The sequence below is a fragment of the uncultured Abiotrophia sp. genome (assembly GCF_963520105.1).
Lineage (GTDB): Bacteria > Bacillota > Bacilli > Lactobacillales > Aerococcaceae > Abiotrophia.
Map to the genome: position 1 here is coordinate 313,053 of NZ_CAUQPN010000001.1, position 19,615 is coordinate 332,667.

The 19,615-nt window shown below is 47.6% G+C and carries 15 protein-coding genes and 1 pseudogene; 15 read left to right on the forward strand and 1 reads right to left on the reverse strand.

Features of this window, described 5'->3' with window-relative positions; genetic code table 11:
- Positions 1 to 35 precede the first annotated feature (35 nt).
- Positions 36 to 515, forward strand: a complete 480-nt coding sequence (locus RWO08_RS01450; RefSeq protein ID WP_070755377.1) for a PepSY domain-containing protein — start codon at positions 36 to 38, stop codon at positions 513 to 515.
- 24 nt (positions 516 to 539) lie between these two features.
- The gene (gene asnS / locus RWO08_RS01455) at positions 540 to 1,838 is read left to right on the forward strand and encodes an asparagine--tRNA ligase (RefSeq protein ID WP_035363846.1); all 1,299 of its coding nucleotides are present in this window, start codon (positions 540 to 542) and stop codon (positions 1,836 to 1,838) included.
- A 115-nt stretch (positions 1,839 to 1,953) separates the two neighbouring features.
- Here asnS and RWO08_RS01460 read toward each other — a convergent pair whose 3' ends face one another.
- The gene (locus tag RWO08_RS01460) at positions 1,954 to 3,315 is read right to left on the reverse strand and encodes a LysM peptidoglycan-binding domain-containing protein (protein WP_314211075.1); all 1,362 of its coding nucleotides are present in this window, start codon (positions 3,313 to 3,315) and stop codon (positions 1,954 to 1,956) included.
- 370 nt (positions 3,316 to 3,685) lie between these two features.
- On the opposite strand from RWO08_RS01460, the gene rpsO reads away from it, so the two are divergent.
- From rpsO to RWO08_RS01525, 13 genes and pseudogenes are all read left to right on the forward strand, one after another.
- Complete coding sequence (gene rpsO / locus RWO08_RS01465; RefSeq protein WP_023390881.1) at positions 3,686 to 3,955, forward strand: 30S ribosomal protein S15; 270 nt, start codon at positions 3,686 to 3,688, stop codon at positions 3,953 to 3,955.
- A gap of 162 nt (positions 3,956 to 4,117) precedes the next feature.
- Positions 4,118 to 6,220: a polyribonucleotide nucleotidyltransferase gene (gene pnp, locus RWO08_RS01470; protein ID WP_023390880.1), complete on the forward strand. Its 2,103-nt coding sequence runs from the start codon at positions 4,118 to 4,120 to the stop codon at positions 6,218 to 6,220.
- A 194-nt stretch (positions 6,221 to 6,414) separates the two neighbouring features.
- Positions 6,415 to 6,894 (forward strand): 5-(carboxyamino)imidazole ribonucleotide mutase, encoded by a 480-nt coding sequence (gene purE / locus RWO08_RS01475; RefSeq protein WP_257244464.1) that lies wholly within the window; start codon positions 6,415 to 6,417, stop codon positions 6,892 to 6,894.
- On the forward strand, positions 6,891 to 7,937 hold the full coding sequence (locus RWO08_RS01480; protein ID WP_314211076.1) for an ATP-grasp domain-containing protein: 1,047 nt from the start codon (positions 6,891 to 6,893) through the stop codon (positions 7,935 to 7,937). The genes purE and RWO08_RS01480 overlap by 4 nt, the downstream gene beginning before the upstream one ends.
- A complete protein-coding gene (locus RWO08_RS01485; RefSeq protein WP_314211077.1) occupies positions 7,930 to 11,607 on the forward strand; it encodes a phosphoribosylformylglycinamidine synthase in 3,678 nt (1,225 codons plus the stop codon). The genes RWO08_RS01480 and RWO08_RS01485 overlap by 8 nt, the downstream gene beginning before the upstream one ends.
- Before the next feature lie 3 nt (positions 11,608 to 11,610).
- On the forward strand, positions 11,611 to 12,318 hold the full coding sequence (gene purC / locus RWO08_RS01490) for a phosphoribosylaminoimidazolesuccinocarboxamide synthase (RefSeq protein WP_303765034.1): 708 nt from the start codon (positions 11,611 to 11,613) through the stop codon (positions 12,316 to 12,318).
- The gene (purF, locus tag RWO08_RS01495) at positions 12,305 to 13,759 is read left to right on the forward strand and encodes an amidophosphoribosyltransferase (protein WP_314211078.1); all 1,455 of its coding nucleotides are present in this window, start codon (positions 12,305 to 12,307) and stop codon (positions 13,757 to 13,759) included. Before purC ends, purF begins: the two co-directional genes overlap by 14 nt.
- Positions 13,752 to 14,756 carry a phosphoribosylformylglycinamidine cyclo-ligase gene (gene purM / locus RWO08_RS01500; protein ID WP_314211079.1) on the forward strand — a complete coding sequence of 335 codons (1,005 nt, stop codon included), beginning with the start codon at positions 13,752 to 13,754 and terminating at the stop codon, positions 14,754 to 14,756. The genes purF and purM overlap by 8 nt, the downstream gene beginning before the upstream one ends.
- A complete protein-coding gene (purN, locus tag RWO08_RS01505) occupies positions 14,753 to 15,325 on the forward strand; it encodes a phosphoribosylglycinamide formyltransferase (RefSeq protein ID WP_314062875.1) in 573 nt (190 codons plus the stop codon). Before purM ends, purN begins: the two co-directional genes overlap by 4 nt.
- Before the next feature lie 13 nt (positions 15,326 to 15,338).
- Positions 15,339 to 16,868 carry a bifunctional phosphoribosylaminoimidazolecarboxamide formyltransferase/IMP cyclohydrolase gene (gene purH, locus RWO08_RS01510; protein WP_314211080.1) on the forward strand — a complete coding sequence of 510 codons (1,530 nt, stop codon included), beginning with the start codon at positions 15,339 to 15,341 and terminating at the stop codon, positions 16,866 to 16,868.
- 1 nt (position 16,869) lies between these two features.
- A complete protein-coding gene (gene purD, locus RWO08_RS01515; RefSeq protein ID WP_314211081.1) occupies positions 16,870 to 18,105 on the forward strand; it encodes a phosphoribosylamine--glycine ligase in 1,236 nt (411 codons plus the stop codon).
- A gap of 28 nt (positions 18,106 to 18,133) precedes the next feature.
- Complete coding sequence (gene purB, locus RWO08_RS01520; RefSeq protein WP_314211082.1) at positions 18,134 to 19,438, forward strand: adenylosuccinate lyase; 1,305 nt, start codon at positions 18,134 to 18,136, stop codon at positions 19,436 to 19,438.
- 83 nt (positions 19,439 to 19,521) lie between these two features.
- Positions 19,522 to 19,614: pseudogene (locus RWO08_RS01525) on the forward strand (DJ-1 family protein); the annotation flags it as partial.
- Between the last annotated feature and the right edge of the window lies 1 nt (position 19,615).

Sequence of the window (19,615 nt, forward strand, 5' to 3'; positions counted from 1 at the left end):
ATAGTACAGATAAGTGGCGACAGGAGGAGTCAAGTATGTTAAACCGTAAAGTGGTCTCAGGACTGACGCTCTTTTTCCTCATCATCTTTCTCATCTTTGCTTGGGTCTTCTATTCAAGCCAAGCCAAATCGCACCAAGCTCAACAAGAGGCCGTGCGACTGATTGAGACGGACTACACTGTCAAAGACGTCAAAAAGTTCTACTGGACGACCATTTCTGAGGCTTACTTTGCCTTGGATTTTGTGGATGACAGTGGCCAAGAACGTTATGCGATTGTGAAACGTGAGGGTGGGACCGTTAATTACTACACGCCAAATCAGATTATCTCAGAAGAAGATGCCAAGGCTATTGCCTTAGCAGACAATGAGAATTATAAGATTATGCAGGCGCGTTTGGGCATGATCAAAGACACGCCCGTCTGGGAAATCACCATCAAGAATGATAATAATACCTTGACCTATTACTACCTCAATGCGCAGGATGGGTCCTGGTTACAAAAAATCGAAAATATTTAAGACAAGACTATGGAGGCAGGCAGAATGCAGACAATTACCATGCGTCAAGCAGCAGATTATATTGATCAAACGGTCATCATCAAGGCATGGGTGACTAACAAACGGAGCAGTGGGAAGATTGCCTTCTTACAATTGCGTGATGGCTCCGCTTATTTCCAAGCCATTGTGGTCAAGGCCGATGTCAGCGAAGAAACCTTCGCTTTGGCTAAGGGGCTTAACCAAGAAACCAGTGTGAAGGTAGTCGGTAAGATTCAAGCAGACACTCGTTCAGCTTTAGGTTATGAGCTCTTGGTTCAAGACATTGAAGTGATTGGTGAAAGTCATGACTACCCAATTACACCAAAAGAACACGGGACTGACTTCTTGATGGACCACCGCCACCTCTGGCTTCGTTCATCTAAACAACATGCCATTATGCAAATCCGTAACGAAATTATCCGGGCAACCTACGAGTTCATGAACCAAGAAGGCTTGATTAAGGTAGACCCACCAATTTTGACGGGTTCTGCGCCAGAAGGGACTACTGAGCTCTTCCACACCAAGTACTTTGATGAAGATGCCTTCCTTTCACAGTCTGGTCAGCTCTATTTAGAAGCAGCGGCTATGGCTTTCGGTAAGGTCTTCTCCTTCGGGCCAACCTTCCGGGCTGAAAAATCTAAGACCCGTCGTCACTTAATTGAATTTTGGATGATGGAAGTTGAATTAGCCTTCGTTGAACACGAAGAAAACCTGCAATTCCAGGAACGTTATGTGGCTCACCTGGTTCGCAATGTGATTGATCACTGTGGTCTGGCACTTAAGACCTTGAACCGTGATGTGGCAGTCTTGGAACAATACACCAAATTGCCTTATCCACGTATTAGCTATACAGATGCCATCAAGCTCTTGAACGACAATGGCTTTGATGATATCCAATGGGGCGATGACTTTGGTTCACCACATGAAACCTTCATTGCCAGCCAATATGACCGTCCAATCTTCATCGTCAACTATCCTAAGGCCATTAAGCCATTCTACATGCGCATTAACGAAGAAGACCCACGCACTGTTCTATGTGCGGATATGATTGCACCAGAAGGTTATGGTGAAGTCATTGGGGGCTCTGAACGGATTGTGGACTTTGAGACCTTAGATGAAAATATTAAAGCTTACAACTTAGATCCATCTGCTTATGCTTGGTACCTTGATCTCCGTAAGTATGGCGCTGTGCCACACTCTGGTTTTGGTCTTGGCTTGGAGCGGGCAGTGGCTTGGTTATCAGGGATTGAACATATCCGTGAAACCTCACCATTCCCACGCTTGCTCAACCGTATTTACCCATAATAAAAATTCCCATTATATCATATATGATATAATGGGAATTTTTTTCTGCTTAGAAAAACCACCTAGCGCTACTTACTTGGCTAGGTGGTTGGAGGAAGATGAAAGCTTGAGAAGCTTAAGGGTTGAAGGAAACATGGACGTGGTCGTAGTGGTTGGCTGTATCTCCACCACGGTCTGGCATTAGGTTCCAGGTATTAGCTGGCCCATAGTAACTATCGTAGTTAGCGTAGAAACGTTGTTTCCAGATAACATAGTTGATGTCATTGCTTTCCATGTCGGACGTAGCGTAGTTGGCAATTTGGTCGCCCAGCTCGGTATTGTCGTTGACCACGAAGTCAACGGCCAAGCCCTTACCATGGTCATCGTTAGAGCCTGGACGGTAGAGGCTGAAGTTAGTGACGCCAAACTTGTCTGCTACTTCTTCCTTGTATTCAGCTACTTTTGGCTGCAAGCCTTGGTTGGCTGGGTTGGCAGCCGCCCGGGCAGCATAGTCAGTTGAAGCTGGCTGCTCTTGAGTCGTTTGGTCTTGAGATGCTTGCTCCTGACTAGTTTGTTCTTGAGCCGTTGGGTTTGCCTCAGCTTGCTGACTAGGACTTTGTGGGCTTTCTTGGCCATCTGTTGGAGCATTGCTTTGATTTACTTCTGTAGGATTGGCAGGCGCAGCGTCAGTTGCATCTTTTTCTGGCTGGTTAGCCTGAGTAGGCGCTTCAGCACGAGCTTCTTCTTGAACGGTCGGTAAGCCTGATTCCTTGACATCGTCGCCGATGACAGGGGCTTGATCAGTATTGGCCTGATTTTGAGGCTGAGCTGGACTTTCTGGCTTAGCAGGTGTTTGAGCTGTCACTGGTTTGTCGAGATTGGTTGGCTTGACTTGGTTATTTGGCGTTTGAGGGCTAGTAGCTGTCGGTTGAGCTGGCGTAACAGCCTCTGGCTGGCCAGGAACTTGGGTGACCGGAGACAAGTCTTGGCTGGCAGCTTCCTGATCTTGGACAGGGCTTTCCTCAACAAGAGCTTGTACTTGCGGGTTAGTTGGGGCAGTCGCCTGGTTTTGATTAAAGTCAACTTGGCTAGTTTGGCCATCAATGGTGATTGTATTTTGAGTCAAGTCAGCCCGAACACTAGGACTTTCTTGATTTTGGTCTGGGGTTTGAATTTCCAGACTAGTCACTTTGTGGTTACTATCTAAGGTAGCCGTTAAAACAGTACCTGGGAAAATTAAATCGGCGTCTGCAATTTCATTAATCGAAACCAAAACTTGAAGGTCGACTTCAAGGGCTTCTGCGATGGCTGAGAGGGTGTCGCCATATTGAACTGTATAGCTGAGCTTGTCAGCTTGTTTGGAAATATCTTCTTTAATTTGGCTGACCGTCCGAGGCGTCCATTGGGAGGCTTCTTGGGCTTGAGCTGGAGTCAAGGGGAGTGCGAGTAAAGCCGCTGCTGACGTTAAGAGCAGTGTTCTTTTAAGTGTTAATTTCATAATCACGCTTCCTTTGCTTGTTGATGAGACCATCATAGCATAGAAGTTAGGCTAAAAGGCCCATTTTATGGAGACTTAACCCAATCATAGGACAGCTGTAATCTCTTTTTTCACATGGGACTGTGCTAGGACTGAGCTGTAATATATGAAATAGCAAAGTAGCCATGCAAGCTAAGATAAGACCTTAAATTTTAGTCTATTTTCCTGGCTTAGGGCTTGATTTTTCCTAGCTTTTATCGTATATTTAGAGACGTGGTCGTTTGTTGCTTTATCGATGTTCGGCTACTTATAACACCCCGGCTCAGTTTAACGAATCACCAACGTTTTACTTAGCTTGTGGGATACTATATCGGAAAGAGGTGAAACTGAGATGGCATTATCAAAAGAGCGTAAAAATGAAATCATTAAAGCTTATGCTACTCACGAAGGGGACACTGGTTCTCCAGAAGTACAAGTTGCGGTTTTAACTGAAGATATCAATATCTTAACTGACCACATCCGTACTCATAAGAAAGACTATCATTCCTACCGCGGTTTGATGAAGAAAGTTGGGCGTCGTCGCCACTTGCTTTCTTACCTGCGTGAGAAAGATATTCAACGTTACCGTGAATTAATCCAACGTTTAGGTTTACGTCGTTAATTTTGGTAGCAGGGCGGCTACGGCCGCCTTCTTTTTTTAGAGCTTTACCATGGAATATGTGCTAACCAAATAAGAGCCGGGCAGGGCAGCTTGGCCAGTTCTTATTTGATTAGTCATGTTCCATATCAAGGGAGCAATCCCAATTTATAAGGAGGACATTCCATGTCAAACAAACATGTATTTTCTACAACTTTAGCGGGCCGTCCGCTATCTGTGGAAATTGGCGAATTAGCCAAACAAGCCAACGGCGCCGTATTAGTTCGCTACGGTGACACTGTGGTTTTATCTGCAGCCGTTGCATCTAAGAAAGCCGGGACCGGTGACTTCTTCCCGTTAACTGTCCACTACATCGAGAAGATGTATGCGGTCGGTAAAGTCCCAGGGGGCTTCATCAAGCGTGAAGGCCGTCCATCTGAAGCGGCAACCTTAACCAGCCGTTTGATCGACCGTCCATTACGTCCAATGTTCCCAGAAGGCGTTCGTAATGAAATCCAAATTACCAACACCGTTTTATCAGTTGACCAAGACTGCACCCCAGAAATGGCCGCTATGTTAGGGGCTTCCCTGGCCTTAGCTGTGTCAGACATTCCATTTGACGGGCCTGTTGCCGGTGTTAACGTAGGGCGCGTCAATGGGGAGATTGTCATCAACCCAACGGTTGCCCAAGCAGAGTTATCCGACATCGAATTAACGGTTGCCGGTACGGCGACTGCCATCAACATGGTGGAATCTTCTGCTAAAGAAGTATCAGAAGCCGATATGTTAGAAGCCTTACTCAAAGGTCATGCTGCTATCAAGGAATTGGTAGCCTTCCAAAATGAAATTGTTGCTCAAATCGGTAAAGAGAAATTCGAGTTTACCTTGGCAGAAGTGGCGCCAGAAGTGGCGGCTCAAGTAGGGGAACGCTACAAGTCTCGCATGATTCAAGCCATCCAAACCCAAGAAAAGAAAGCACGTGAAGCAGCTGTTGACGCCGTTATGGAAGAAGCAACTGAATTCTTTGCAGCAGTTTACGCTGACCGTGATGACTATGATCAGCTCATGAAGGACGTATCCACTGCCTTACACGACTTAGAGAAGGACGAAGTTCGTCGTCTCATCACTAAGGAACGTGTTCGTCCAGACGGTCGTCGCATCGATGAGATCCGTCCATTGAGCTCTTCTGTGGCCCTCTTGCCACGCGTTCATGGTTCAGGTCTCTTCACTCGAGGACAAACCCAAGTCTTGACTGCTGCTACCTTGGCACCGCTCGGTGAGCACCAAGTAATCGATGGTTTAGGCATTGAAGAAGGCAAACGTTTCATCCACCACTACAACTTCCCTAACTTCTCTGTCGGCGAAACAGGTCGTGTGGGTAGCCCAGGTCGTCGTGAAATTGGTCACGGTGCCTTAGGTGAACGCGCCCTCAAACAAGTTATTCCTGCGCCAGAAGATTTCCCATACACCATTCGGTTGGTATCTGAAGTCTTGGAATCTAACGGTTCTTCTTCGCAAGCAAGTATCTGTGCCGGCACTTTGGCCCTCATGGATGCCGGTGTGCCAATTAAGGCGCCAGTAGCAGGGATTGCCATGGGCTTGGTCATGGAAGGGGAAGACTACACCGTCTTAACCGATATTCAAGGTCTGGAAGACCACCTAGGCGATATGGACTTCAAGGTTGCCGGGACAGCTGCCGGGATTACAGCCTTGCAAATGGATATCAAGATTCAAGGGATTACCGAAGCCATCTTAACAGAAGCTTTGACGCAAGCTAAGAAGGCCCGTTTAGAAATCTTGGATGAATTGGTCTCTACCTTACCAGAAGCTCGTAAGGAATTGAGCCCATACGCACCTAAGATTGACATCATCCAAATCAACCCAGATAAGATTAAGGTGGTCATCGGTCGTGGTGGGGAAACCATTAACGGCATTATTGACGCAACTGGCGTTAAGATTGATATCGACCAAACGGGTAATGTCTCTATCGCGTCTAGCGACCAAGACATGATTAACAAGGCTCGTCAAATGATTGAAGACTTAGTTCGTGAAGTTGAAGTAGGCCAAGTCTACACTGGTAAAGTTAAGCGCATTGAGAAATTCGGTGCCTTCGTAGAAGTCTTGCCAGGTAAAGACGGTTTGGTTCATATTTCTGAATTGGAACACCGCCGTGTGGCACAAGTCGAAGACGTGCTCAAGATTGGCGATGTCGTAGAGGTCAAAGTCATCGAAATCGACAACCAAGGTCGAATCAACTTGTCTCGTAAGGTCCTCTTACCTAAAGACTAATTCACTATCATCACTCAGGCTAGGAAGATTCTCCTAGCCTTTTTTGTATGCTTACCTCTTTGCCGCAAGCAAACACGAACGTTAAGTTGACAAGTGGTAACAAAGTTCGAATATCCCTTTTATTTGCTAGCCAGGAATCCTATAATAAGGGTAGATAGGACTTAAGAAGCTTTGCTTAGAGAAAGGGTGTTAGTGTGGTAAAAGTAGCAGTCATTATGGGGTCCAAGTCAGATTACGCCACCATGGTCGAAACCTGTCAATTATTGGATCAATTCGGGATTCCTTATGATAAGAAGGTCGTAAGTGCCCATCGGACACCAGATTTGCTGGTTAGCTTTGCTAAAGGGGCAAGACAAGCCGGCTATTCATTGATTATCGCTGCGGCAGGAGGAGCTGCCCATTTACCGGGGATGGTTGCGTCTATGACAACCTTGCCGGTTATTGGTGTGCCCATTAAGTCTTCGACTCTAAGCGGCCTCGATTCCCTCTATTCCATCGTCCAAATGCCCTATGGCGTGCCTGTCAACACCATGGCCATTGGAGTGGCCGGGGCAAAAAATGCGGCCGTCAGTGCCTTGGCTATGTTGGGCATGACGGATCCAAGCTATGCCCAAGTTTATCAAGATTTTAAGTTAGAACAAGAACGCCTAGTATTGGAAGAGATGACACTATGAAGATAATTTTACCCGGCCAAACCATTGGCATTATTGGCGGCGGTCAGCTAGGTCGCATGCTGGCTATGAGCGCTAAGGAAATGGGCTATAAGATCGCCATCCTGGACCCAAGCAAAGAGGCTTGTGCCCGTCACTTTGCTGACACCTTCATCCATGCGGATTTTGATAACCGTAATGGATTAGAGCGCCTCTGCCATATCTCGGATGTCGTGACTTTTGAGTTTGAGAATATTGACAGTGACCTCCTGGCTGAACTAGAAAAAGACTACCATATTGTACAGAGCGCAAGCCTACTCAAGACCGCGCAACATCGCTTGCTAGAGAAGGAGTTTGCCCGTTCCTTGGGTATCGAAACAGTTGATTACCAGTATGTGGATGGAGACACGACTGGCGTCCAAGTAGACGGCACCTATCTCATGAAGACAGTGCGATTTGGTTATGATGGCAAGGGCCAAAGTCGGATTACAGAGGCTAGTCAGGTTCAACCCTACACCTTGCTAGAACGTCTGGTGCCACTGGATAAGGAAATCTCTGTGGTGGCCTACAAGGATCGGACGGGCATTGGTATCGTGGCAGTCGTTGAAAATGAGCATCGCCATAACATTCTCTACCGGTCCATTGTCCCGACGACAGCAAGTCCAGAACAGGAAGCACAAGCCATTGATTACACCCGTCGTATTCTAGAAGCGGCTGATTATTATGGCGTCTTAACAGTTGAATTCTTCATTTCCCAAGGTCGCGTCATCTTTAATGAAATGGCGCCACGGGTCCATAATTCGGGCCACATCACCATGCAGTCTGCCAATAAGTCCCAGTTTAGAGCCCATATTGAAGCTATTTGTGGACTAGAAGTTGGGCCCATTCACAACCAAGCGACTACCCTCTATAACATCCTAGGTCAAGACTTGAGCTACTTCCTCAAGCTAATTCAAGAGCGACCAGCCCACCTACATCTCTATGAGAAGGAGCCACGTCAGGACCGTAAGATTGGCCATATTAATTTCCCAGGACATATTAGATTGGAGGAACCCTTCATTGGATAAGCGAATTTTTGTTGAAAAGCGTGAGCAGTATAGACAGGAAGCTAGCCAACTCATGGATAAGTTGAATAGTGAGTACGGCTTGGGCTTAGAGGACTTACATGTCTATGTTATCTATGATATTTACGGCATCGACTCCGCCACTTATGAGCAAGCTAAGTCTTCCGTATTCTCCGAAGTCATGATTGACCAAGTCTATGAAGATTTGGACTTAGTGTCTGGCCACTATCTAGCTTATGAAGTCCTGCCAGCCCAATATGATCAACGGGCAGACTCTGCCATGCAAGCAATTGCCCTCCTTAATCAGGAAGCCAATGTCTTGGTTCGTAGTGGTAAACTGGTTACCTTTGACAAGGCCTTAAGCCCTCAAGCCTTAGCCCAAGTAGAGAAATATTTGGTTAACCCAATTGAAGCCCGCGTCAAGGATTTATCAGTATTGGAATTCTCGCTGGACTCTGAACCAAAGCCACTTAAAGATTTAAGCGGCTTTGGAAACTTTGGCGACCAAGAATTACTGGCACTTAAGGCTGACTTGTCTTTGGCCATGAACCTGGAGGATTTACGTTTCATTCAGGACTATTTTGTCAGCGAAAAACGGGATCCAACTGAGACGGAAATTTATGTCTTGGACTGTTATTGGAGCGACCACTGCCGTCATACCACCTTTGAGACAGTCTTAGATCAAGTCATCATTGATTCCGATAAGTTCCAAGTCCAAATGCAGAAAGCCTTTGATTACTATGTAAAAATTCGCGGCGAGCTAGGGATCACCAAGCCTATGACCCTAATGGATATGGCTAGCATCATGGGCAAGTACCATGTTCGGGTTCTTAAAGACCAAGCCATTGAAGTCAGTGAAGAAATCAATGCCTGTTCCTTCTTCGTAACCGTCAATAATAAAGGGCAGGAAGAAGAATGGCTAGTTCAATTTAAGAATGAAACCCACAATCATCCGTCTGAAATTGAGCCTTTCGGGGGCGCTTCAACTTGTATAGGGGGCGCTATCCGCGATCCGCTATCCGGTCGTTCCTATGTCTATCAAGCCATGCGGGTTTCCGGTAGTGGCAATATTTTGCAAAAAAGGGAAGAGACCCTAGAAGGTAAGCTGCCTCAGGTGACCATTTCGACCGGGACTGCCCACGGTAATTCCTCTTATGGTAACCAAATCGGCCTGGCTACTACCTTTGTCCGCGAGCTCTATGATGATTCCTATGTAGCCAAACATATGGAAGTAGGAGCTGTGGTCGGGGCGGTTAAGGTGGGTAACTACCAACGCCAAAGCCTAGTTCCTGGCGATATTGTGGTCATGATTGGAGGCCGTACAGGACGTGACGGCATCCAAGGGGCTAGTGGCTCTTCCGTTGAACATACCAGTGATTCCCTAGAGACCGCAGCCAGCCAAGTACAAAAAGGGAACGCTCCTGAAGAACGTAAGTTACAACGCCTCTTCCGTCGCCCAGAGTTAACCCGATTAATTAAGAAATGTAACGACTTTGGTGCTGGTGGGGTCTGTGTAGCCATTGGTGAATTAGCCGAAGGCATTGAAATTCATTTGGATAAGGTTCTGACTAAGTATCAAGGCTTGAATCCAACTGAACTAGCCATTAGCGAGTCCCAAGAACGTATGGCAGTAGCCATTGATCCAGTAGACTATCAAGCCTTTGTTGACATGTGCCGGGCCGAAAATATTGAGTATGCCCATGTTGCTAACATTACAGACCGTCGCCGCCTGGAAATGTTCTATGGTCAAGAGAAGGTCGTAGACATGGGAGCTGACTTCCTAGCAACGGCTGGGGTTCGCCAACATGCCAAGGCACGCCTAGTCGATAATGCGGGCGCCAATCCTTTCCTAGCTAAAAAAGTAAGCAAGGAAGCGGTCTTAGCTGAATTAGCTAGTTTGAATGTGACTTGCCAAAAGGGGCTAGCCCAACAATTTGATGCTTCAATTGGTAATAGCACCGTTTTGATGCCATTTGCGGGTAAGCACCAGCTAACGCCTGTTCAAGCCAGTGTCCAAGCATTGCCAACTCTACATTCAACTAGTGACACAGCCACCATCCTGACCTATGGTTTCATTCCTAAAATCTCTCATTACTCCCCATTCTTATCGGCTATCTATGCTGTACTAGAATCAGTTGCCAAGGTCTATGCCGTTGGCGGGACCAAGGAATCTCTCTACTTCTCCTTCCAGGAATACTTTGAAAAATTAGGCCAAGATCCGGCTAAGTGGGGCAAGGTGACGCAAGCCTTGCTAGGTTCTCTAGTAGCCCAAGAAGCGATCGGACGCCCAAGTATTGGGGGTAAGGACTCCATGTCGGGGACCTTCCATGACTTGAATGTTGTGGAAACCTTGATTTCCTTTGCCTGTGCGCCGGTCAAAATTGCCGACGTTATCACGCCAGAACTCAAGGCAGTGGGTAACAAACTTTATCATGTGCAAGTCCTTCGCGATGACCAGGGTTATCCAGACCTGGCAGCCACGATGGCAAACTATGAGAAAGTTCACGCCCTCATTCAAGAGGGAAGTGTCGTCTCTGCTTATGTCCAAGAAGAGGGCAGTCTGACAGCTTCGCTGGTAAAGATGGCCTTAGGAGCTGGTTTGGGCTTTGAGATTGAGTCTGCCAATGCACTCAACTTTGATGTGGCTTCCTTAGTCATTGAAAGTACGCGGGAGCTAGCAGACTTCACCTACCTAGGCCAAGTTCAAGCAGAGGGCCACTACCAAGTGAATGGGTTGACCTTCAGCCAGGATCAACTTTACCAAGCCTACACTCAAACCTTAGAAGCGATCTATCCTCTCTACCAAAACCAAGAGGCGGGCGCGACTGAAAACTTGGCGCAAGAGGCAGACCATGTCTATGCCTACCCAGAATATGTGGACCAGGTTCAAGTGGTCATTCCCGTCTTCCCAGGTACCAACTGTGAATACGATAGTGAGCGGGCCTTTATAGAAGTGGGGGCCAAAGCCCAGTCAGTGGTCATTCGTAACCAAAGACCTGGCGACATTGAAGCCTCTGTCAAAGACTTTGACGCAGCTGTCAAAGCTAGCCACATTATTTTCTTCCCAGGTGGTTTCTCAAGTGGGGATGAGCCGGATGGTTCAGCTAAATTTATCGTTAACTTCCTCAAACATCCAGAAGTAACAGCTGCCATCCATGCCCATCTGGCTGACAAGAAGTTAATCCTCGGTATCTGTAATGGATTCCAAGCCCTTATTAAGTCAGGCCTCTTGCCATATGGTCAAATCAAAGACCTAACACCTAGCGATTTGACCCTCTATCGCAACGATTCCTACCGTCATGTTTCAACTACAGCCGTGACCCGTGTGGCCTCTACTCGTTCGCCTTGGACCCAAGGCTTCCAAGTAGGCCAATTGCACGAAGTGGCCTTTAGTCATGGGGAAGGGAAACTGGTTGGCGAGTCCTTAGAAGCTTTCAAAGATTTGGCAGCCTTCCAATATTGTGACTATGACGGTCAAGCAACGCTAAATGGACGCTTTAACCCTAATGGTTCTCAGCTAGCTATCGAAGGCCTAGTCAGCCCTGATGGTCTGATTCTGGGTAAGATGGGGCACAGCGAACGTTATCATCAAGGACTTTATAAGACCAATACAATTCCAGGTCAGCAATCCATCTTTGCAAATGGGGTTGGCTACTTTAAGGGAGGAAAATAAACCATGAAACTCTTATATGAAGGTAAAGCTAAACAACTCTTTGATACCGGTAATCCTGAGGAAGTCTATGTTCACTATAAGAATAGTGCCACTGCCTTTAACGGGGTTAAGAAGGAAGAATTTGATGACAAGGGCAAACTCAACAATGCCATTACCAGCTTGATTTTTACCTATCTAGCAGAGCAAGGCATCCCAACTCATTTTATTAAGCAGGTCAATGAAACCGATCAAGTCTGCCGCCATGTAACCATTATTCCCTTAGAAGTGATTACCCGTAATATCGTGGCGGGCTCCATGGCCAAGAAATATGGGCTAGAAGAAGGTCGCCAATTAGCTAAGCCAGTCTTTGAATTGAGTTATAAGAATGATGCGCTAGGCGACCCCCTTATCAATGATGACCATGCAGTGGCTTTGGAACTAGTGACGGAAGCGGAACTAGCGCAAATCAAGGACTTAACCGCTCGTATTAACCGGGCCCTACAAGACTTGTTCCTAGCGGCCAACTTGATTTTGGTGGACTTCAAGATTGAGTTTGGTAAGACTAGCGACGGGCAGATTATACTAGCTGATGAAATTTCACCAGATACTTGTCGACTCTGGGACAAGGATACCCGAGATAAGTTAGATAAGGACCGCTTTAGACGCGATCTAGGGGATGTCATGGCAGCCTACAAGGAAGTATTAGGGAGATTAGAAAATGCGCGGAATTAATGAAGAATGTGGGGTGTTCGGGATTTGGAACCATCCTGAAGCTAGCCATGTGACCTATTTTGGTCTCCATAGTCTCCAACATCGTGGCCAGGAAGGGGCTGGGATTGTAGCCGGATCTAGCCAGGGCTTGGATAACCATCGCGGTCACGGTTTGGTGAGTGAGGTCTTTCGTGACGATAGTATTTTGGATCGTCTGTCAGGTGATCGGGCCATTGGCCATGTTCGTTATTCTACCTCTGGTACCAATCATATTGAAAATGTGCAACCCTTTCTCTTTCATTTCTATGATATGGATTTGGGAATTTGCCATAATGGGAATTTGGTCAATGCTCGTGCATTACGCAAGCGCCTTGAAGAGCGGGGGGCCATCTTCCATTCTTCCTCTGATACGGAAGTCTTGGTTCACCTCATTCGCCACAGCCAAGCGGAGACCTTCGAAGGTAAACTTCAAGAGGGGCTCAATCAACTGCGTGGCGGTTTTACCTATCTGATTGTCACCAAGGATGCCCTCTATGGAGCGGTAGACCAGCATGCCTTGCGCCCTCTAGTAATCGGAAAGATGAAAAATGGGGCCTATGTTGCCGCCAGTGAGACCTGCGCCATTGATGTGGTCGGAGCAGAATTCGTCTGCAATATTATGGCTGGTCAATATGTTGTCATCAACGATCAGGGCATTCGAATTGAAGCCTATGCGGCCCCTCAAGCGCCTGCGGTCACTGCCATGGAATATGTCTATTTTGCTCGCCCAGACTCAGTCATTGCCGGTCAGAATGTCCATGCCACCCGCAAACGTGCTGGCCGTCGCCTAGCTCAAGAAGCCCCTGCTCAGGCCGACATGGTAATTGGGGTACCTAATTCATCACTCTCAGCCGCTACCGGCTATGCTGAAGTATCCGGATTGCCCTATGAAATGGGCTTGATTAAGAACCAATACGTTGCCCGGACCTTTATTCAACCTACTCAAGAATTGCGGGAGCAAGGGGTTCGCATGAAACTTTCTGCCGTCAAATCCATTGTGGGTGGCAAGCGAGTCGTCATGGTAGATGACTCCATCGTGCGGGGGACCACCTCGCGTCGGATTGTCCAATTACTTAAGGAGGCCGGCGCCAAGGAAGTTCATGTGCGGATTGCGGCGCCACCTATTCTCTTCCCATCCTTCTACGGCATCGACATGTCGACTTCTGGGGAATTGATTTGTGCCAACCATAGTTTGGAGGAAGTTTGCCAACTTATTAATGCAGATAGCTTGGCCTTTCTCAGTGAAGAAGGGCTCAAAGACGCGATTGGCCTAGAGGCTGAAGGTCCTAACAAGGGCCTCTGCATGGACTGCTTCTCTGCCGACTATGTAGCCGGTCTACATGATTATGAGCAGCAATTTTATGACTCACTGACCCCTATCCAACAAGCCTATTTAGCCAAAAAGGAGGCCCAACATGAGTAAACACTATGCAGCCAGTGGCGTGAGCCTTGAAGCCGGTTATGAATCTGTCGAACGTATTAAGAAACATGTAGCCAGAACCGAGAATCTTGGCATGCTAGCCTCCATCGGAAGTTTTGGTGGCTGCTTTGATTTGAGCGCCTATCATTTCAAAAATCCCGTCTTAGTAAGTGGCACCGATGGGGTAGGGACCAAGCTCAAGCTGGCCTTTGAGCTTGATATCCACAACACCATTGGGATTGATGTGGTGGCTATGTGCGTTAACGATATCTTGGCCCAAGGTGCTAAGCCACTTTTCTTCCTAGATTATCTTGCGGTAGGTAAGAACTATCCGGAGCAAATCGAAGCCATTGTCAGTGGTGTGGCCGATGGCTGCGTCCAAGCTGGCTGTGCCATTGTAGGTGGTGAGACAGCTGAGATGGCGGGCTTCTATGAAGACGGCGAGTATGACATTGCGGGTTTCTGTGTAGGTGCCCAAGAGAAGGAACTCTTGCTTTCTCCTGAAAACACGCGAGCTGGCCAGGTTGTGGTTGGAGTCCCTTCAAGTGGTGTCCATTCAAATGGTTTTTCGCTGGTTCGTAAGATTATTAGCGACCATGATTTAGACCTCAAGTCAGCCTTTGGTAATTCGACCTTAGGTGAGACCCTCCTAACCCCTACGCGTATCTACGCCAAAGAAGTAGAAGCCGTCATGGCCCAAGTCAAAGTGGCCGGCATTGCCCATATTACAGGGGGTGGCTTCCATGAAAACCTACCTCGTTGCTTGGCATCCGGACTGGGTATGAGCCTTGATAGCAAGGCCTATCAAGTACCAGAAATCTTCCACTATTTGAGTCAAGTAGGACAGGTAGAATGGGAGGAAATGTATCATGTCTTCAATATGGGGGTTGGTCTAGCCTTTGTTCTAGAGTCTGAAGATGTTGAAACCGTCTTGGGCCTCCTGCCAGATGCCTTTGTTTTAGGCCAAGTAACTGACCAAGAAGGGATTGTTATCTCATGACCCAAGCCAAAAAACGCGTTGCGATTTTCGCCTCAGGGACCGGGTCTAATTTTCAAGCCCTAGCCGATGACGACCGACTGAAGGAAGTCATGACCATCAGCAAATTAGTCTGTGATAAGCCTGGCGCGCCGGTTGTGGCCAAGGCCCAAAGCCGTGGCATTGACTGTTTTGTCTTTAGTCCTAAGGAGTATGCTAGCAAGGATGAGTTTGAAGCAGCCATTCTAGAGGCCATTGAGCCAGTTGACCTGATTATCTTGGCTGGCTACATGCGGATTGTTTCTCCTTACCTATTAGAACATTACAAGGGGCCCATGATTAACTTGCATCCTTCCTTGTTGCCAAAATACAAGGGAGTCGATGCCATTGGTCAAGCCTACCGGGCAGGCGATAGTGAAATTGGCATTAGTGTCCACTATGTCAATGAAGAACTAGACAGTGGCCAGGTCATTGCCCAAGCCAGTCTCCAACATCCAAGAGAGGAATCCTTGGAGGATTTAACGCAACGCATTCACGACTTGGAGCATGAACTGTTGCCACAGGTCGTCTATCAATTACTAACCCAAGCATGAGAAGGAGGGCAATATGAGTAAAAAACGTGCCTTATTAAGTGTCAGCGACAAGACGGGCTTACTAGACTTCGCCAAGGGCCTAGTGGCGGCTGGCTATGAGTTAATTAGTACGGGTGGGACGGCCACCTTTCTGAAAGATGCAGGCCTAGAGGTTTTAGATGTAGCCTCTGTCACTGGTTTCCCCGAGATTTTGGAAGGCCGAGTTAAAACGCTGCATCCGGCTATCCATGGTGGACTCTTAGCCAAACGTGACTCTGATTTGCATCGTGAGCAAGTCAGTCAAAATCAAATTGATTATATTGACTTAGTCTGTGTCAACCTCTATCCTTTCGAAGAAACGGTCAAGAAAGCAGGCGTGACGGAAGCAGAAGTGATTGAAAATATCGATATTGGTGGGCCAAGCATGTTACGCTCAGCAGCCAAAAACCATCAAGATGTGACGGTCGTCTGTGATGTGGCAGACTACCCGGCTGTCTTAGCGGAATTAGCAGAGACTGGACAGGTGTCAGCAGCCACTCGCCGGCGCCTAGCCATCAAGGTTTACCATAGAACGGCGGCCTATGATGCGGCCATTGCGCGATACTTTGATCAAGTCGATCACTTAGTGCCAGATATTTTGACCTTGTCTTACAAGCTAGAGGATAGCTTACGCTATGGTGAGAACCCGCACCAAAAGGCTTGGCACTATGTCAGCGATCAAGCTGAAAGCTATACCCTGCAATCAGCCACTCAACTGCACGGCAAGCAAATGTCCTATAATAACCTTCAAGACGCTAGCGCTGCCCTGGATATCCTCAATGAGTTTCAAGACCAGACAGCCTGTGTGGTGGTGAAACATATGAATCCTTGTGGGGTAGCTCTAGGAAGCAGTGTTAAGGAAGCCTTTGATAAGGCTTATGAGGCGGATCCAGTCTCTATCTTTGGTGGGATAGTTGCCATTAATGGGGTGGTAGATTTGGCGACCGCAGAGCGATTACATGCCATTTTCCTAGAAATTATTCTAGCAGAAGGCTATGAGGAAGAAGCTTTAGACTTGCTTAAGAAAAAGAAAAATCTGCGTCTCTACCAAATTCCACAAGGTGGCAACTTGGCTCAGGCCCAAATTAAGAGTGTGCGTGGTGGTCTCTTGATTCAAGATGCCAACCAAGCCCTAGCAGAAGACTGGCGTCAAGTAACCCATCTTGCCCCAAGTGAGGACCAAAAAGCTGATTTAGAATTTGGTCTTAAAATTGTCAAGCATGTCAAGTCCAATGCCATTGTAGTGGCTAAGAATGGCCAGACACTAGGCATTGGTGCCGGGCAAATGAACCGGGTTGGGGCGGCTAAGCTAGCCCTCGAACAGGCTGGCGTCAAGGCTAAGGGAGCCGTACTGGCTTCAGATGCCTTCTTCCCAATGCCAGATAGCCTTGAAATTGCTGCTGACTATGGCATCAGCGCAGTTGTGCAACCTGGTGGATCCATCAAGGACCAAGCTTCCATTGATGTAGCCAATGAGAAAGGTGTGGCCATGGTCTTCTCGACCACACGCCACTTTAAACACTAAGATGGCTAAGGTACTCGTAGTAGGTGCCGGTGGGCGTGAGCATGCCATAGCTTACAAGTTCCACCAAGAAGGTCATCAAGTTTTTCTCCTGGGTGATAACCCAGCCGTGGCGGAGTTTGGGACTTGTCTATCGCTGACCGAACCCGAGCTAATTGCTTTTTGTCAGACGGAGCCCATTGATTTGGTCTTCATAGGGCCGGAAGTATATCTAGTCGACGGCCTAGTGGACCGCCTTCAAGCAGCCGGTATTCGGGCCTTTGGTCCTTCTGCTCAGGCGGCTCAGCTAGAAGGTAGCAAGGTCTTCTCCAAGCAGATGATGGCTAAATACCAGATTCCAACAGCCAAGCATGAGAGCTTTAGCGATTATGAGGCTGCCAAACAATATCTTGCTCAGCAGGTAACCCCTATTGTACTCAAGGCCGATGGCCTAGCCGCAGGCAAGGGGGTCATCATCGCCCAGACTCAAGAAGAAGCGCAAGAAGCCCTTAAAGCCATGATGCAAGAAGCTAAATTTGCGGATGCAGGTGGTTCCGTCGTTATTGAAGAATTCCTAGAAGGGGAAGAGTTCTCCCTCATGTGTTTTGTGTCAGACCGCAAGGTCGTGCCTATGAAGGTGGCCCAAGACCATAAACGGGCCCTAGACGGTGACCGTGGTCTCAATACTGGGGGCATGGGCGCCTATCTGCCTATTTCTCATATCAGCGACCAGGATGTTGCCCAAGGCTTAGAACAAGTAGTTCAGCCTATGGTCGATGCCATGTCTCAAGAAGGCATGCCTTTCTATGGTATCCTCTATGCTGGCCTGATGAAATGTGACGATGGCGTCAAAACCATTGAATTCAATGTTCGTTTTGGGGATCCAGAATGCGAAGTGCTCCTTCTACAACTCAAGTCTAGCCTTTATCAGGTGGCCAATGCCGTCATTGATGGCCAGGACTTCCACTTGGAATGGGATCAAGATGCGGTTATTGGCGTGGTCCTAGCAGCCAAAGGTTACCCCGAAGCAAGTGTTAAAGGTAGCGTCATTAAGGGTTTGGATCAGCTAAGTGTGCCAGTCTTCCACATGGGGACCCGCAAGCTAGAGAATGAACTGACAATAAATGGTGGACGTGTCCTCATTGTCTGTGCCAAGGGGACCACACTTGCCAGCGCTAGACAGAAGGTTTATGATGAGATTAAGAAGATTGATTGTCCTGATTTATTCTACCGTCAGGACATAGGCTATCGCTCATTATAAGCACAGGCTCAAGTAAAGGAGTTACAAGATGTTAGAACGTTACAGTCGCGAACCCATGCGCAGTATTTTTAGTGATGAAAATCGTTGGCGGGCTGCCCTCCAAGTTGAACTATATGCCGCTAAGGCTTGGTCAACCTTGGGTGTAGTCCCTGAAGAAGATGTCCAGGCTCTCTTTGAAAAGGCCGACTTCGACCTGGCAGGTATTCTAGAATTAGAAAAAGAAACCAAGCACGATGTCGTAGCTTTTACCCGCAATGTCTCCAGCTATTTAGGTCCTGAGAAGAAGTGGATCCACTATGGCTTGACCTCAACCGACGTTGTAGACACGGCCTATGGTGTCCTCTATAAAGAAGCCAACGATATCCTCTATCAAGACCTCTTAGATTTCCAGGCCGCCCTCAAGGAAAAAGCACTCAAGTATAAATTCACGCCATGTATTGGTCGGACCCACGGGGTGCATGCTGATATCTCTAGCTTCGGGCTCAAATTCGCCCTCTACTATGACGAATTTAATCGCCATATTGAACGCTTTAAGGCTGCCCGTAAAATGGTAGAAGTTGGTAAAATTTCTGGGGCTGTGGGGACTTTCTCCAACACGCCACCAGAAGTTCAAGACTATGTCTGCCAAAGCCTGGGAATTGAGTCTAGCCATGTGTCTACTCAGACCCTCCAACGGGACCGGCATGCTGATTATTATGCCACCTTGGCCTTAATCGCGAGTTCGATTGAGAAAATTGGTGTGGAGATTCGGCATCTCCAACGGACCGAGGTGCGAGAAGCAGAAGAGTTCTTCTCCAAAAATCAAAAAGGGTCCAGTGCTATGCCACATAAGCGCAATCCAATCTCAAGTGAGAACATGGCCGGCTGTGCCCGTATCATGCGGGGCTACATGATGGCAGCCTACGAAAACATTCCGCTTTGGCATGAACGAGACATTTCCCACTCTAGTGCGGAACGTATTTTATCCATGGATGCAACCAGCCTCTTAGATTACATGTTGGCACGCTTCACTAAGGTGATCCAAAACCTGACCATTTTCGAAGATAACATGATTAAGAATATCTATGCCACTCATGGTGTCATCTTCGCCCAACGGACCATGTCGACCTTGATTGAAAAATACGGCTTTGCCCGCGAGCAGGCCTATGACCTGGTACAACCGCTGGCGATGAAGTCTTGGTTTGAGGCCATTCCTTTCAAGCAACTCTTGCAAGAGGACCCAACCATCCAAGCGACCATGGATGCTGCGACACTTGACTCCTGCTTTGAGTTGGAAGTTCATTTAGTCAATATTGATAAAATTTTTCACCGGATTCCTGGTTTGGAAGACTAATTTAATTTGTAAGCTCAGACACATTTTCTGAGAAATGGGCAGGCTGATGGCTAAAATTGCCATAATCTTTGCACCTGGCTTTCATGGCTTTTGCCTATGAGTTGGTGGACCAACTAGGTGGCGACGCCCAAGCTCTACGTCAAGCCATGCTCTATCAGGACATATTTGGTGACTAGC

Excerpts from the sequence above, each read along its gene's own strand:
- RWO08_RS01450 (WP_070755377.1), top strand. The coding sequence starts at position 36 with ATGTTAAACCGTAAAGTGGTCTCAGGACTGACGCTCTTTTTCCTCATC.
- asnS (WP_035363846.1), top strand. The coding sequence starts at position 540 with ATGCAGACAATTACCATGCGTCAAGCAGCAGATTATATTGATCAAACG.
- RWO08_RS01460 (WP_314211075.1), bottom strand. The coding sequence starts at position 3,315 with ATGAAATTAACACTTAAAAGAACACTGCTCTTAACGTCAGCAGCGGCT.
- rpsO (WP_023390881.1), top strand. The coding sequence starts at position 3,686 with ATGGCATTATCAAAAGAGCGTAAAAATGAAATCATTAAAGCTTATGCT.
- pnp (WP_023390880.1), top strand. The coding sequence starts at position 4,118 with ATGTCAAACAAACATGTATTTTCTACAACTTTAGCGGGCCGTCCGCTA.
- RWO08_RS01480 (WP_314211076.1), top strand. The coding sequence starts at position 6,891 with ATGAAGATAATTTTACCCGGCCAAACCATTGGCATTATTGGCGGCGGT.
- purC (WP_303765034.1), top strand. The coding sequence starts at position 11,611 with ATGAAACTCTTATATGAAGGTAAAGCTAAACAACTCTTTGATACCGGT.
- purF (WP_314211078.1), top strand. The coding sequence starts at position 12,305 with ATGCGCGGAATTAATGAAGAATGTGGGGTGTTCGGGATTTGGAACCAT.
- purM (WP_314211079.1), top strand. The coding sequence starts at position 13,752 with ATGAGTAAACACTATGCAGCCAGTGGCGTGAGCCTTGAAGCCGGTTAT.
- purN (WP_314062875.1), top strand. The coding sequence starts at position 14,753 with ATGACCCAAGCCAAAAAACGCGTTGCGATTTTCGCCTCAGGGACCGGG.
- purH (WP_314211080.1), top strand. The coding sequence starts at position 15,339 with ATGAGTAAAAAACGTGCCTTATTAAGTGTCAGCGACAAGACGGGCTTA.
- purD (WP_314211081.1), top strand. The coding sequence starts at position 16,870 with ATGGCTAAGGTACTCGTAGTAGGTGCCGGTGGGCGTGAGCATGCCATA.
- purB (WP_314211082.1), top strand. The coding sequence starts at position 18,134 with ATGTTAGAACGTTACAGTCGCGAACCCATGCGCAGTATTTTTAGTGAT.